The 13,593-nt window shown below is 66.6% G+C and carries 11 protein-coding genes and 3 pseudogenes; 7 read left to right on the top strand and 7 right to left on the bottom strand.

The genetic code is table 11. The features are described from left to right. Nucleotides 1-81: 81 nt before the first annotated feature. From GNX96_RS31095 to GNX96_RS31085, 3 genes and pseudogenes are all read right to left on the bottom strand, one after another. Entirely contained in the window at nt 82-300 is a 219-nt protein-coding gene (locus tag GNX96_RS31095) for a non-oxidative hydroxyarylic acid decarboxylases subunit D (RefSeq protein WP_163571571.1), read from the bottom strand. Next, nucleotides 297-1,739 carry a non-oxidative hydroxyarylic acid decarboxylases subunit C gene (locus tag GNX96_RS31090; RefSeq protein ID WP_279581974.1) on the bottom strand — a complete coding sequence of 481 codons (1,443 nt, stop codon included), beginning with the start codon at nt 1,737-1,739 and terminating at the stop codon, nt 297-299. The genes GNX96_RS31095 and GNX96_RS31090 overlap by 4 nt, the downstream gene beginning before the upstream one ends. After that, nucleotides 1,721-2,285: pseudogene (locus GNX96_RS31085) on the bottom strand (non-oxidative hydroxyarylic acid decarboxylases subunit B). Before GNX96_RS31085 ends, GNX96_RS31090 begins: the two are co-directional and overlap by 19 nt. Between GNX96_RS31085 and GNX96_RS31080 the strand changes: the two are divergent. The 4 genes from GNX96_RS31080 (at nt 2,266) to GNX96_RS61575 (ending at nt 4,084) form a co-directional block, all read left to right on the top strand. Beyond that, complete coding sequence (locus tag GNX96_RS31080; RefSeq protein ID WP_279581973.1) at nt 2,266-2,739, top strand: MarR family winged helix-turn-helix transcriptional regulator; 474 nt, start codon at nt 2,266-2,268, stop codon at nt 2,737-2,739. The pseudogene GNX96_RS31085 and the gene GNX96_RS31080 overlap by 20 nt on opposite strands. A 21-nt stretch (nt 2,740-2,760) precedes the next feature. After that, nucleotides 2,761-3,111, top strand: coding sequence for a VOC family protein (locus GNX96_RS31075; protein WP_163571570.1), 351 nt, complete (start codon nt 2,761-2,763; stop codon nt 3,109-3,111). A 98-nt stretch (nt 3,112-3,209) separates the two neighbouring features. Continuing rightward, nucleotides 3,210-3,824 carry an alpha/beta fold hydrolase gene (locus GNX96_RS31070; protein WP_313885823.1) on the top strand — a complete coding sequence of 205 codons (615 nt, stop codon included), beginning with the start codon at nt 3,210-3,212 and terminating at the stop codon, nt 3,822-3,824. After that, nucleotides 3,821-4,084 (top strand): hypothetical protein, encoded by a 264-nt coding sequence (locus GNX96_RS61575; protein ID WP_313885822.1) that lies wholly within the window; start codon nt 3,821-3,823, stop codon nt 4,082-4,084. Before GNX96_RS31070 ends, GNX96_RS61575 begins: the two co-directional genes overlap by 4 nt. Here the strand turns inward: GNX96_RS61575 and GNX96_RS31065 are convergent. Further along, nucleotides 4,068-5,231, bottom strand: coding sequence for an MFS transporter (locus GNX96_RS31065; protein ID WP_279581972.1), 1,164 nt, complete (start codon nt 5,229-5,231; stop codon nt 4,068-4,070). The two genes, GNX96_RS61575 and GNX96_RS31065, sit on opposite strands and share 17 nt — an antisense overlap. A gap of 101 nt (nt 5,232-5,332) precedes the next feature. On the opposite strand from GNX96_RS31065, the gene GNX96_RS56685 reads away from it, so the two are divergent. The 3 genes from GNX96_RS56685 to GNX96_RS31055 are packed head-to-tail and all read left to right on the top strand — an operon-like array spanning nt 5,333 to nt 6,212. Beyond that, a complete protein-coding gene (locus GNX96_RS56685) occupies nt 5,333-5,506 on the top strand; it encodes a LysR family transcriptional regulator (RefSeq protein ID WP_279581971.1) in 174 nt (57 codons plus the stop codon). Further along, nucleotides 5,428-5,613 carry a helix-turn-helix domain-containing protein gene (locus GNX96_RS65270; RefSeq protein WP_390624188.1) on the top strand — a complete coding sequence of 62 codons (186 nt, stop codon included), beginning with the start codon at nt 5,428-5,430 and terminating at the stop codon, nt 5,611-5,613. The genes GNX96_RS56685 and GNX96_RS65270 overlap by 79 nt, the downstream gene beginning before the upstream one ends. Then, nucleotides 5,577-6,212, top strand: a complete 636-nt coding sequence (locus tag GNX96_RS31055) for a LysR substrate-binding domain-containing protein (protein WP_163571568.1) — start codon at nt 5,577-5,579, stop codon at nt 6,210-6,212. Before GNX96_RS65270 ends, GNX96_RS31055 begins: the two co-directional genes overlap by 37 nt. On the opposite strand, the pseudogene GNX96_RS31050 reads toward GNX96_RS31055, so the two are convergent. The 3 genes and pseudogenes from GNX96_RS31050 to lgt form a co-directional block, all read right to left on the bottom strand. Continuing rightward, nucleotides 6,209-7,668: pseudogene (locus tag GNX96_RS31050) on the bottom strand (glutamate synthase subunit beta). The gene GNX96_RS31055 and the pseudogene GNX96_RS31050 overlap by 4 nt on opposite strands. Further along, nucleotides 7,661-12,250, bottom strand: a pseudogene (gene gltB, locus GNX96_RS31045) (glutamate synthase large subunit). Before gltB ends, GNX96_RS31050 begins: the two co-directional pseudogenes overlap by 8 nt. A 279-nt stretch (nt 12,251-12,529) precedes the next feature. After that, entirely contained in the window at nt 12,530-13,588 is a 1,059-nt protein-coding gene (lgt, locus tag GNX96_RS31040) for a prolipoprotein diacylglyceryl transferase (protein WP_163571567.1), read from the bottom strand. Nucleotides 13,589-13,593: the final 5 nt, after the last annotated feature.

The following is a 13,593-nucleotide window of genomic DNA, read 5'->3' as shown; positions in this document are numbered from 1 at the left end:
TGCAGAACGGGGAGCGATCTTCGTCACCCTGTCACGTACCCGAACAGGCCAAAAGCCGCACATCACAACAGATGCCCAAAGCTACTGCTCTGGTACGACCGGAACTTCGACCGCCGCGTCGATGTCGGCCTGGGTGAGCTGGAAAACCTTCGGATAGGCGGCGCGGGTGGTGCGCCGGGCCGGCTCGGTCGTACGCCACGCATAACCGCACCGTGCGCAACGCAACAGCTCCCAGACATCGGGCACCGGCGAGGTGGCCATGACGGCGATCGTGCTGTGGTCGCACCGTGGACAGGTCACGGCTTTCCCTTTCGTACGGCCTGAAGCCGCCGCACCCAGTCGCCGGTCTCGGGCAGGTCATGCACCGCCTGTTCGAACCGCCCGCGCCGATCCGGCGGGACCGGCGTGGTCGCGTCGATGATGAGTTTGTTGCTGATCCCCGCCGGTTCCGAGCTCGGATCCAGGTGCAGCACGGACAGATTCGGCAGGTTGACCAGGTCGGCGGCGGCGTTCACTTTCGTCGACATCGCCCACATCACCCGCGGCAGGTCGAAAGGATCGACTTCCGCGTCGACCACGATGACCATCTTGCAATAACCGAGGCCATGAGGTGTGGTCATCGCCCGCATCCCGACCGCTTTCGCGAAACCGCCATAACGAGTCTTGGTGGAAATAATGGCGAGCAGGCCATGCGTGTACATCGCGTTGACCGCCTGCACTTCCGGGAAATCCGCCTTCAGCTGCTGGTAGAGCTGCACGCAGGTGGCAGGTCCGATCAAGTAGTCAAGCTCGGTCCACGGCATGCCGAGATAGAGCGACTCGTAGATCGGGTTCGTACGATAGGAAATGCGGTCGACGCGTACGACCGGCATCTTGCGACCGCCGGAATAGTGCCCGGTGAACTCCCCAAACGGGCCTTCGAGCTCCCGTTTTCGGCCCTCCACAACACCTTCCAACACCACCTCCGATCCCCACGGCACGTCCAGACCGGTCAGCGGCGCGGTCGCGATCGGGGCCGGCTCGCCGCGCAGGGCACCGGCCAGCTCGTATTCGGACTGGTCGTACGCCATCGGAGTCGCCGCTGCCAGCGTGATCGCCGGATCGTTGCCCACAGCGATCGCGATCGGCAGATCCTCGTGAGATTCTTCCGCTCTCTGCAAGTGAATCGCTATGTCGTGCATGGGTGCGGGTTGCAGGCCGAGCCTTCGCGGTCCTTTGACTTCCAGCCGGTAGATGCCGACATTCTGTTTCCCAAAATTCCCGGGATCGGTCGGATCGCGGGAAACCACTGCGGCCTTGTCCAGGAAGAAGCCGCTGTCGCCGTCGTTGAGGCGAAACACCGGCAGCACGTCGAAGATGTTGACCTCGTCGCCGGTACGAGTGTTCTCGGCCCACGGTGGACTGACGCGGCGCACCGGCGGGACCGGGAAATTCTCCCAGCGGCGAGCGAATTCCTCGACCTGCTCGCGTACCAGGGTGTCCGGAGGCAGCCCCAGCGCGAGGGCGTGATTGGGCCACGACCCGTGCACGTTCAACGCGATCTTCGCGTCCCGAAAGCCTTGCACGTTGTCAAAGTAAAGCGCCGGAGAGCCCTCGACACGGGAGACCGCGTTCGCCGCCGCCGCCAGGTCGGGTTCGGCCGTCACCTCTTCGGAGATGCTCAGCAGTTGGCCGTTCTTGTCCAACTCGGCGAGAAAGGCCCGAAGGTCGTCGTACGCCATCAGCCGCGTCCGTTCCATCGGCCGGCGTCCGACGCCGGCAGTCCGACCTGGTCGAGAATCCTGACCACGAGGTGATCGACGATGTCGTCGACACTTTTGGGGTTGTTGTAGAAAGCCGGCATCGGCGGCACGATCGACACACCCATCCGGGCCAGCGCCAGCATGTTCTCCAAATGAATCTCACTGAGCGGTGTCTCGCGCGGCACCAGCACCAGTCGACGCCTTTCCTTCAGCGTCACATCAGCCGCCCGGCCCACCAGCCCGTCGGCGTAACCAGCGCGAATGCCAGCCAGCGTTTTCATGCTGCATGGGACGACAATCATCGCATCGGTAAGGAAAGACCCCGACGAGATCGGCGCTCCCTGGTCCCCCGGGCCGTAAACGACATCGGCCAGCGCGGTCACCTGATGCGCCGCGTACGACGTTTCCAGCTCCAGCGTGACTTTCGCCCATCGCGTCATCACCAGATGCGTTTCGACCGCCGGCAGGTCCCGCAGCGCTTCCAGCAGTCGTACGCCGATCAGCGCGCCCTGTCGCGCCGGTCATGCCCACGATCACCTTCATGGGGGAAGACTATTCGTACACGAACGATTCGTCTACGACCTATACTAGCTCGATGGACTGGCCGGCATTCCACCAGATGCGGATCGTGTTGCAGGAACACAACGCGCACTGGCAGGCCCAGGTGCCCGAGCTGACCAAGCCGCAGTATGCCGTCATGCGCGCGATCGAGGCCGAGCCCGGCCTCGAGCAGTCCGCGGCTGCCTCGGCAGCCGCCACCGACAAGGCCACTCTCGCGGTTTTGCTGCTCCGCCTGGAAAGTCGTGGCCTGATCGGGCGGGCCGTGGACCCGCAGGACCGTCGCCGCAAGCTCCTGCGGCTGACTCCTGGGGGCCGTGAGCTGCTCAGACGTGCCCGGCCGGTCGTCGACGGGATGAGCGCGGAGCTGCTGGCCCGGCTCACCGAGCCAGAACAGGCCCAACTCACCCGCCTGCTGGCCAAGCTCGCCACCGGATAGCAAGGTGCGCTAGACACAGCTATGGCCATCATTGGATTGCACACCATCGTCTACAGCAGCCACGCCGAGGAAGTCCGCGCGTTCTTCCGTGACGTGCTCGACTATCCCAGCGCGGACGCCGCCGGCGGCGGCTGGCTGATCTTCGCGATGCCACCCGCCGAACTGGCGGTCCATCCCGGCGACGAGCCACGCCAGGAGCTTTACCTGATGTGCGACGACCTCCCGGCCACCATGACGGAGCTGACCGCGAAAGGCGTCACCTTCACCAAGCCGGTCGACGAGCAGCGCTGGGGTGCGATCACCGCGATCGCACTGCCCGGCGGCACCGAAATCGGCCTCTACCAGCCCTATCATCCGTTGCCGCCGCGGTAGCGAAGGCGCGTACGACCGACTGCTCTCCTGAGCGAGTTGGCGAAGGACCGATGAGTTTCGCCGGCATGGTGAGTCACAGCTGGCAAGGAGGAGAAGACATGACTGAGGCGAAAATGCACACACTGGAAGTTCCCGGCGCGGTGCTGCATTACGACGTGCGAGAAGGCGAGGCGGACACCGAGCCGACGCTGCTGATGATCGGGTCGCCGATGGCGGCCAGCGGATTCGGTACGCTCGCGAGCTATTTCACCGACCGTACGGTCGTCACGTACGACCCGCGTGGCTCAGAGCGCAGCGAGCGTACCGACGGAGCTCTGCAGAACACTCCCGACGAACACGCCGATGACCTGCACCGATTGATCACCGCGCTCGGCGTCGGGCCGGTCGACATCTTCGCCAGCAGCGGCGGCGCGGTCAACGGACTGGCGCTGATCGCTCAGCATCCGGACCAGGTTCGTACGCTCGTGGCGCACGAGCCGCCGGTCACCCAGGAGCTGCCGGACCGCGAGGCGGCGCTGGCCGCGTGTACGGACATCCACGAGACCTACCTGCGCAGCGGCAGCGGCCACGCGATGGCGAAGTTCATCGCCCTGGTAAGCCACGACGGCCTGTTCACCGCCGACTTCGCCGACCAACAACGGCGCCCAACCCCGCTGACTTCGGGCTGCCAACTGACGACGACGGCACCCGGAACGACGCGCTGCTCGGGTTGAACATCATCTCGTGCAACTACTACCAGCACGATTTCGACGCCATCGGGTCGGCGTCAAGCCGCCTCGTACTCGGCGTTGGCGCGGAGTCCAGCGACCAGCTGCCGGCCCGCGCGACGCGCGCGGTGGCCGCGCGACTGGGCACGACCACAGTGACTTTTCCGAGCAACCACGGCGGTTTCCTCGGCGACGAATACGGCATGCCGGGCAAGCCCGCGGAGTTCGCGGCGACCCTGCGGGAGGTCCTCAGCCAGCGGACGTGACGACCGCGCCGGACCGGTTCAGCCGCAACAGCGCGGCCATCGCGGCGAGGGCCACCAGCGACATCACCACCGCGAAGGCGATCGCGGCCGTACGCAGATCCACGACCGCGGTCGCCAGGCCGACCAGCACCACCGGGATGGAGATCCCGACGTACGCGACCACGTTCAGAGCGGCGACGACCTCGGCTCGGCGGTCCGCTGGCGCGTACTCGGTGATGGCGTTCATCGCGGCCCGGAAGCTGAGGCCGTGCCCGGCGCCGGCCACGATGGTGCCGATCGCCAGCAACGGCAGCGACGCGAGCGCCAGCGCGATGCCGATCGCGGCCAGCCCGACGACCAGCGTGAGGCAGCCAGCCGGCAGCGCGAGGTGGTCCCGCCAGCGCGACGAGACGAGCTGGCTGAGCGCCGAGCCGGCGAACATCGAGAACACCACGGCGCCGGCCACCGCGTGCCCGGTCTGGTGAAGGGTGGTCGCGAGCAGACCGGGCTCGACCGCGGTCAGTAGCCCGAGGACTGCGAAAGCCGCGAAAGCCGCGATCGCCGCCGGCACGAACACCCCTCGCACCTCCGGTGGCACCGCCAGCCGTGGCCGCTGGAACGCCTTCCCGGACGCCGCCGGGGTGGCCGGTGCAGCCCGCCAGACCAGCACCGTCGCCGGTACGAGCAGCGCGAACTGCACCGCGTACGGGAGGTAGAGCGGCAGCGGCACGAGGTCGGCCAGCAGGCCGGACAGCAGCGGCCCGCAGCCGAGGCCAAGCATGTTGACGGCGGTGGCGGCCATCGTGACCACGCGGCGGTGGTGTGGGTCGGCAAGGTCGACCATCGTCGCGACGGCCGCCGCGGTCACCAGCCCCGCCGACACACCGGAGACGACCCGTCCAAGAAAGAGCACCGGCAGGCTCGGCCCGGTCAGGAAGATCAGCGAGCTGAGGGCCGAGACGCCCAGCGCGGCCAGCAGCACCGGACGGCGGCCGAGCACATCGGACGCGCGGCCGAACAGCAACAGCGGCACCAGTACGCCGGCCGCGTAAACCGCATAGATGACCGTGGTCAGGCCGCTGCCGAAGCCGAGTTGGTGCTGGTAGATGGGGTAGAGCGGGGTCGGCAGCGTGGTACCGACCATGATCGCGGCGAACGCGTACGCCACGGACACAATCGCTTTCGTCGTTTCACGTACCCCAGTCTGCGCCATCGTGATCCAGAGATAAAATTGATAATTCCGCTTGTTGAGATCGATATGATCACTCAATGGAGCTCCGCCAGCTGAGCCACTTCGTCGCGGTCGCCGAGCAGCGGCACTTCACCCGCGCCGCGACCCAGCTGCACCTCACACCCAGTCGAGCCTGTCCGCTTCGATCCGTGCGCTGGAACGTGAGCTGGGCGGCAGCCTGTTCGTACGCAGCACTCGCCGCGTTGAGCTGACCGAAGCGGTCGCGCCCTGCTGCCGGCCGCTCTCCGGGCGCTGGCCGCCGCCGACGACGGACGCGACGCGGTGGCTGGTGTGCACGGACTGCTGCGCGGCCAACTGACCATCGGATCGTTGCAAACGCTGGGAATCCTCGACCTCGCGGCGCTGCTGTCGCGCTATCACCGGCGGCATCCAGCGATCACCATCCAGGTGCGCAACGCCAACGTCAGCGCGCTCGTCCACGACACCGTGACGGGCCGGTTGGACCTCGCGTTCGTGGACCTTCCGCTCGGCGAGCACGCCACCGGGGTCCGGTCGGTCCCGCTCGGCGAGGAGACGCTCGTACTGGCCGTCGCCGCCGACGACCCGCTGGCCGCCCGGAGCCGGGTCCGACTGGCCGACCTCGTGGACCTCGATTTTGTCGAGTACCGGGCCGATTCCGCGCTCCGGGCGACCCTGGACGCGGCCTGCGCGTCGGTCGGCCTGGACCGCCGCATCCGCTGTGAAGTCGACACGATCACGACCCAGGTCGACCTCGTCGGTTACGGCCTCGGCGTCGCCTTGCTCCCGCCGATGACGTTGCGTACGGCGTCGCGTCCAGTCGTCGCCCTACCCACCGACCCGCCCATCAGCCGCTCGCTTCTGGTCGTCACCGCCGCCACCCGCTCACCCACTCCGGCGGCCGCCGCCCTCCTCGCCCTTCTCCCCACCACCGGCTAGCGGGCGATCAGGGCCATGGTGGTGGGGTTGATGGGGGCCGGGAGCTGGGTGTGGCCGGTGAGGTAAGCGTCGACAGCGGCGGCGCAGGCGCGGCCCTCGGCGATCGCCCAGACGATCAGCGACTGGCCGCGGCCGGCGTCGCCGGCCACGAACACACCGTCCACAGTGGACTTCCATGCCGCGTCCCGCGCCACCGTGCCGCGCGGGCCGACGACCGTGCCCAGCTCGTCCAACAGGTCCGAACTCTTGTCGACCCCAGTGAAACCCATCGCCAGGAACACCAGCTGCGCCGGCAGCTCGCGTTCGCTGCCGGGCACCTTCTCAAAACGGCCGTCGACCATCGTGACCTCATGCAACGACAGCGCCTGCACGTTGCCAGCCGCGTCGCCGACGAACTTCTCGGTGTTGACGGAGAAAACCCGGTCGCCGCCTTCTTCGTGCGCACTGGACGTACGCATGATCAGCGGCCAGGTTGGCCACGGTGTGTTTTCCGGGCGTACGTCCGCCGGAATCGGCATGATCTCCAGCTGCGTAACACTAAAGCTCCTTGCCGGTGTGCCGTGCCGAGGCAGTCCGCGCCGGTGTCGCCACCGCCGATGATCACCACATGCTTGCCAGCGGCATCGATGGGCGGCTCAGCGAGGTCGCCGTTCTGGACCCGGTTGGCCGGCTCCAAATACTCCATCGCGTAGTAGATCCCGGAAAGTTCACGCCCAGGAGCCGGCAGGTCGCGTGGCACCGTCGAACCCATCGCCAACACGATCGCGTCCGCATTCGCCCGCAGCTGCGCCGCGGTGAGATCCGCGCCGACGTTCACCCTCGTACGGAATTCGGTGCCCTCAGCGGACATCTGCTCCAACCGGCGGTCCAGATGGCGCTTTTCCATCTTGAATTCCGGGATGCCATAACGCAGCAGCCCACCGATTTTGTCGTTCCGCTCGTAAACAGTGACATCGTGGCCGGCACGAGTCAGCTGCTGAGCCGCGGCGAGTCCGGCTGGGCCCGAGCCAATGACGGCGACGTTCTTGCCAGATTTCAGCTGCGCGGGAGACGGCGTCACCCAGCCCTCAGCGAAGGCGCGGTCAATGATCTCGACCTCGACCTGCTTGATCGTCACCGGATCGCTGTTGATACCGAGTACGCACGCGGCCTCACAGGGCGCTGGACAGAGCCGCCCGGTGAATTCCGGGAAGTTGTTCGTCGCGTGCAGGCGCTCGATGGCGGACCGGAACTGGTCCGTACGCACCAGGTCGTTCCACTCCGGGATCAGGTTGCCCAGCGGACATCCGTTGTGGCAGAACGGAATCCCGCAGTCCATGCATCGAGATGCCTGGCTGCGCAGCTTGCCGGAGTCAAAGTCCTGGTAGACCTCGCGCCAGTCGGAGATCCGGATGTCGACCGGCCGCCGCTGCGGAAGTTCCCGGCCGTACTTGAGAAAACCAGTGGGGTCAGCCACGTGCGGCCTCCATGATCGCCTCGCCGACATCGCGGCCGGCCGCTTCGGCCTGCCGGGTGGCCTCCAACACGCGGCGGTAGTCCCGCGGCATGATCTTGGTGAATGCGGCCCTGCGCCGTTCCCAGTTGGCCAGCAGCTCGGCGGCCACCGGCGAACCGGTTTCGGCTTCGTAGCGGCCAATGATGTTCCGCAGCCTGTCAGCATCCTCCGCGGACACTGCTTCGAGGTCGACCATCTCGCGGTTCACCAACCGCGGGTCGAGATTCAGGACGTACGCGCTGCCGCCCGACATGCCAGCCGCGAAGTTCCGGCCGGTGGGCCCAAGAACGACGACGACCGTGCCGCCGGTCATGTACTCACAGCCGTGGTCGCCGACGCCTTCGACAACGGCGAGCGCACCGGAGTTCCGTACGCCGAACCGCTCCCCCACGATGCCGCGAATGAACGCTTCGCCGCGGGTCGCGCCATAGAGAATCGTGTTGCCGGCAATGATGTTGCGCTCCGCCTCAAAAGGCGCGACGGGATCCGGCCGCAGCACGATACGTCCGCCGGAAAGACCCTTGCCGACGTAGTCGTTCGCGTCGCCGAGCAGTCGCAAAGTGACCCCCGGCGGCACAAACGCGCCGAACGACTGGCCGGCCGTGCCGGTGAAAGTGATGTCGATGGTGTTGGCCGGCAAGCCTTCCGCACCGAATCGCCGGGTCACGAAGGAGCCGAGCATGGTGCCGACGGTGCGGTTGACGTTGCGTACGGGCAATTCCAACTTCACCGGCGAACCATCCAGCAACGCGCCCTCGCAGAGCTGGATAAGCGTGTTGTCCAACGCTTTCTCCAGGCCGTGGTCCTGCTCGGTGGTGTTGTGCCGGGACGTGCCTTCGGGCAGCTCCGGCACCACGAACAACGGCGAGAGGTCCATCCCGGAGGCTTTCCAGTGATCGACGGCGGCCCGGGTGTCGAGCACCTCAGCGTGCCCGATCGCCTCCTGGATCGACCGGAATCCCAGCTCGGCCAACAACTCCCGAACCTCTTCGGCGATGTATTCGAAGAAGGTCACCACATATTCGGCCTTGCCGGTGTATTTCTCCCGCAGCTTCGGGTTCTGGGTGGCGACGCCCACCGGACAGGTGTCCAGGTGGCAGACCCGCATCATGACGCAGCCCGAAACCACCAGCGGAGCGGTGGCGAAACCGTACTCCTCAGCGCCCAACAACGCGGCAACGACGACATCTCGGCCGGTCTTGAGCTGGCCGTCGGTCTGCACCACGATTCGGTCGCGCAGGTTGTTCAGCAGCAGGGTTTGTTGCGTTTCCGCCAAACCCAGCTCCCACGGCGCGCCCGCGTGCTTCAGCGAGGTGAGCGGCGCGGCGCCCGTACCGCCGTCATAGCCGGAAATCAGCACGACATCGGCATGCGCCTTGCTGACGCCGGCCGCGACCGTACCCACCCCGACCTCGGCGACCAGCTTGACGTGGATCCGCGCTTCCGGGTTGGCGTTCTTCAGGTCGTGGATCAGCTGCGCGAGATCCTCGATCGAATAGATGTCGTGGTGCGGCGGCGGGCTGATCAGGCCGACGCCCGGGGGTGGAATGTCTCGTACGGGCAATCCACGGATAGACCTTGTGGCCGGGCAGCTGGCCGCCCTCACCGGGCTTGGCGCCCTGCGCCATCTTGATCTGGATGTCGTCGGCGTGCACCAGCACCAGATAGTCGCTGGTGACACCAAAACGGCCGGACGCGACCTGTTTGATCGAGCTGCGCCGCCGGGCGCGGGTCGCGGAGCCGATCGGCGTCTTCGCCACCCTCACCGGTGTTGGACCGGGCGCCCATCGAGTTCATCGCGATCGCCAGAGTTTCGTGCGCCTCAATCGAAATCGAGCCGTAGCTCATCGCGCCGGTGGAGAACCGCTTGACGATCTCGCTGGCCGGCTCCACCTCCTGGATCGGGATGGGCTTGCGACCAGAGGAGAAGTCGAAGAGCCCTCGTAGAGTCGCGGCCTGTTTGGACAGGTCATCCACGGCCGAGGTGTATTGCTTGAAGATCTCGTATTTGCGCGTACGAGTGGAGTGCTGGAGCAGGAAAACCGTTTCCGGGTTGAAAAGATGCACCTCACCCTCGCGGCGCCACTGGTATTCGCCGCCCACGTCCAGGCGCCGGTGCGCCCGGTCGGCCGGGTTCGCCGGCCACGCCTTGGCGTGCCGAGCAGCCACCTCGGCGGCGATCGCCCCGAGGTCGACGCCGCCGAGTTTACTTGTCGTACCAGTGAAGTAGCGGTCAACCAGGTCCTGGCTGAGGCCGATCGCCTCGAACACCTGCGCGCCGGTGTACGACGCGACCGTCGAGATGCCCATCTTGCTCATGACCTTGAGGACGCCCTTGCCGAGCGCCTTCACGTAGTTCCGGATCGCCTTCTGCGCCGCGATTCCGGTCAGCTGGCCGCCGGAGACCATGTCCTCGATGGTCTCGAAAGCCAGATACGTGTTGACCGCGGCGGCGCCGTATCCCAGCAGCAGAGCCACATGGTGCACCTCGCGGGCGTCGCCGGCCTCCACGACCAGACCGACGCGCGTACGAGTGCGCTCCCGCACCAGATGATGGTGAACGCAGGCAGTCAGCAGCAGCGACGGAATGGGCGCGAGATCCGCGGTGGAATCCCGGTCCGAGAGCACGATAATCCGGGCGCCATCCTCGATCGCCTCGGAAATAAGCCGGCAGATCTCCACCAGCCGAGCCTTCATTCCGGCCGCGCCCTCGACCACCCGGTAAAGGCCGGAAACCGTGACCGCCCGGAATCCCGGCATGTCACCGTCGTCGTCGATGTGCACGATCTTCGCGAGCTCGTCGTTGTCGATCACCGGGAACGGCAACACGATCTGCCGGCAGCTGGCCGGGCCGGGAATGAGCAGGTTCTGCTCCGCCCCGATGGTGTCACCGACACTGGTGACGATTTCCTCGCGAATCGCGTCCAGTGGCGGATTGGTGACCTGCGCGAAAAGCTGCGAGAAATAGTCATAAAGCAGCCGGGCGCGATGGGACAGCACCGCCACCGGGGTGTCGCTGCCCATCGAACCGATGGCCTCCATACCGGAGGTCGCCATCGGCGTCAGGATGATCCGGAGTTCTTCCTCGGTGTAGCCAAAAGTCTGCTGCCGGCGCTGCACCGACTCGTGCCCGTAGGTGACGTGCTCGCGCTCGGGCAGGTTTCCCAGCCGGGTCAGGCCCGCGTGCAACCATTCGTCGTACGGCTGCTCGGCGGCCAACTCGGCCTTGATTTCGTCGTCCTCGACGATCCGGCCCAAAGCGGTGTCCACCAAGAACATCCGGCCCGGCCGCAGCCGGCCCTTCGCGACCACCTGGGCCGGGTCGATCTCCAGCACGCCGGCCTCACTGGCCAACACGACCAGGTCGTCGCGGGTCCGCCACCAGCGGCCCGGCCGCAGGCCGTTGCGGTCCAGCACCGCACCAATCTGTGTGCCGTCTGTGAAAGCGACACAGGCTGGGCCGTCCCACGGCTCCATCAGCGACGAATGGAACTCGTAAAAAGCCCGCCGCGCCGGATCCATGTCGGCGTTGTTTTCCCAGGCCTCGGGAATCATCATCAACATCGCGTGCGGCAGGCTCCGACCGCCCAGGTGCAGCAACTCCAGCACCTCGTCGAAAGTCGCCGAGTCGCTCGCGCCGGGCGTACAGATCGGGAAAATCCGCTCGACATCGCCGCCGAATGCCTCATCAATGGCCGGCGTGGCAAGCAACGCCTCGCGGGCCTGCATCCAGTTCCGGTTGCCCTGGATGGTGTTGATCTCGCCGTTGTGGGCGATGATCCGGTACGGATGCGCGAGCGGCCACGACGGGAACGTGTTCGTGGAGAACCGGCTGTGCACCAGGGCGATGGCGCTGTCCGTACGCGGATCGGTCAGGTCGCCGAAAAACGACGGCAGGCAGCTGATCGGTGGTTAGCATGCCCTTATAAACAATCGTGCGACTGGACAGCGACGGAAAGTAGACACCGCAGTCGCGTTCCGCGGAAATCCGCTCGATGCGTTTGCGGGCGACGAAAGCCATCCGCTCCAACGGCAGTCCGGAACGAAGATTGCCGGCGGAGTCGCTAAAAGTCAGGAAAATCTGCCGCACCCTGGGCAGCACGCCGAGTGCGGTCGGGCCGAGCATGGACGAATCCACCGGCGGCTGACGCCAGCCCAGCACCTGGCCCTGCTCCTGCGCGACGACCTCGTCGATCAGGTCCCGCGCGGCGGCCTCGCCGTCATCGTTGGCTGGCAGGAAAACCAGGCCGACCGCGTACGCCAGCTGACCGTCCGGATCCGCGTCGGGCAGCGGAAAATCCACCACCACCTCGCGGAGAAATCGGTCCGGCACCTGGAAGAGGATGCCGGCCCCGTCGCCGGAATTCACCTCGGCGCCGGCGGCACCGCGGTGCTCCATGTTATGAACGGCTGTCAGTCCATGGGCAATGATCTGATGTGAGCGTCGGCCCTTGGCGTCGGCAACAAAGGCGACACCACAGGAATCGTGTTCGAATGCCGGGTCATAAAGACCTTGGGCAGGCGGAACCGCAGAGAAATTCACCCGCAGGCTCCCTCGTCGTTAATGGGCACTCGTTTTCTCGGTCAAGGCAGACCGCACGAGTGCACCGGGCGGGGGCGGGACATCATTGGCCCTGGGGGACGGGCCAGCGTTCCGGCCCGGCGGATGACAAAGTTTGCGCACGGGATCGCCGGCGCACCTTCCGAGGTTACACGGCTGTAGGCATCGGGCGCGATCTCGCCGCGAGTGATCGATGCCACCGCCGGGCACGGACATACTGAGCTGCGTAAACGGGCCTTGACGTGGTAAATCCAGCGGCGCTCAGGCGCGGTCCGCGGACTCCGGTTCGGGGGTGTCCGCCGGGCTGTCACCGGACGGTGGCTCAGCGTCCGTTTTCGTCACGTCCACCTTGGTTTCGCCGGCTGTCTCGACGCTGCCCGCCGATGCGTCGGACGCGCTCGTCGAGTCCTCGGATGCGGCACCCACCGAGCCCTCAGAGTCACTCTCAGCAGCCGCGCCTTCGGCGACCAACTCGACCTTGCGGTTGTCCACGATCCGGAGCTTCTCGCGCGGCCCGCGCTGCCACAGGAAGTACGCGAGCGCCGCGAGGAAGACGACGATCGACGTCCAGTCGTTGAGCCGCAGACCAAGGAAATGGTGCGCGTCGTCGATCCGCAGCGCCTCGATCCAGAACCGGCCGACCGTGTAACCCATCCCGTACACCGCGAACGCCCTTCCGTGACCGAGCCGGAAACGCTTGTCCACCCAGATCACCAGCAGGCCGACGCCGATGTTCCACAGCAGCTCGTACAGAAAAGTGGGGTGGTACGTGCCCGGCAACGTCGCCACCGCATGCCCGGTCGCCGGGTCCATCTGGTGGATGACCAGGCCCCACGGCAGGTTGGTCTGGGCGCCGTACAACTCGTTGTTGAACCAGTTGCCGAGCCGGCCGATTGCCTGCGCGAACACCAGTCCGGGCGCGGCCGCGTCGGCCAGCACGCCGAGTGGGATGCCCAGCCGGCGGCAGCCGATCCAGGCACCGACCGCGCCCAGCGCCACCGCACCCCAGATCCCGAGGCCGCCGTTCCAGATCTTCAGCGCGTCGATCAGATGCCCGCTGGCGCCGAAATACGGCTCCGGGGTGGTGATCACGTGATAGATCCGGCCGCCGACGATCCCGAACGGCACCGCCCACAGCGCGATGTCCGTGACCGCGCCGGGCGGCCCGCCGCGGGCCCGCAGTCGCCGGTCGGTCAGCAACACCGCGACAACGATGCCGACGATGATGGCGAACGCGTACGCGCGGAGCGGAATCCACCCGAACAGGAACCACACGTTCTGGGTCGGGCTGGGAAGCGATGCCAGGGAGGCCGAAGTCACGCCGC

Source organism: Fodinicola feengrottensis (genome assembly GCF_010993775.1).
GTDB lineage: Bacteria > Actinomycetota > Actinomycetes > Mycobacteriales > HKI-0501 > Fodinicola > Fodinicola feengrottensis.
Note: the sequence above shows the minus strand (reverse complement) of the source record. Positions and strands in the feature narration are given on the sequence as shown.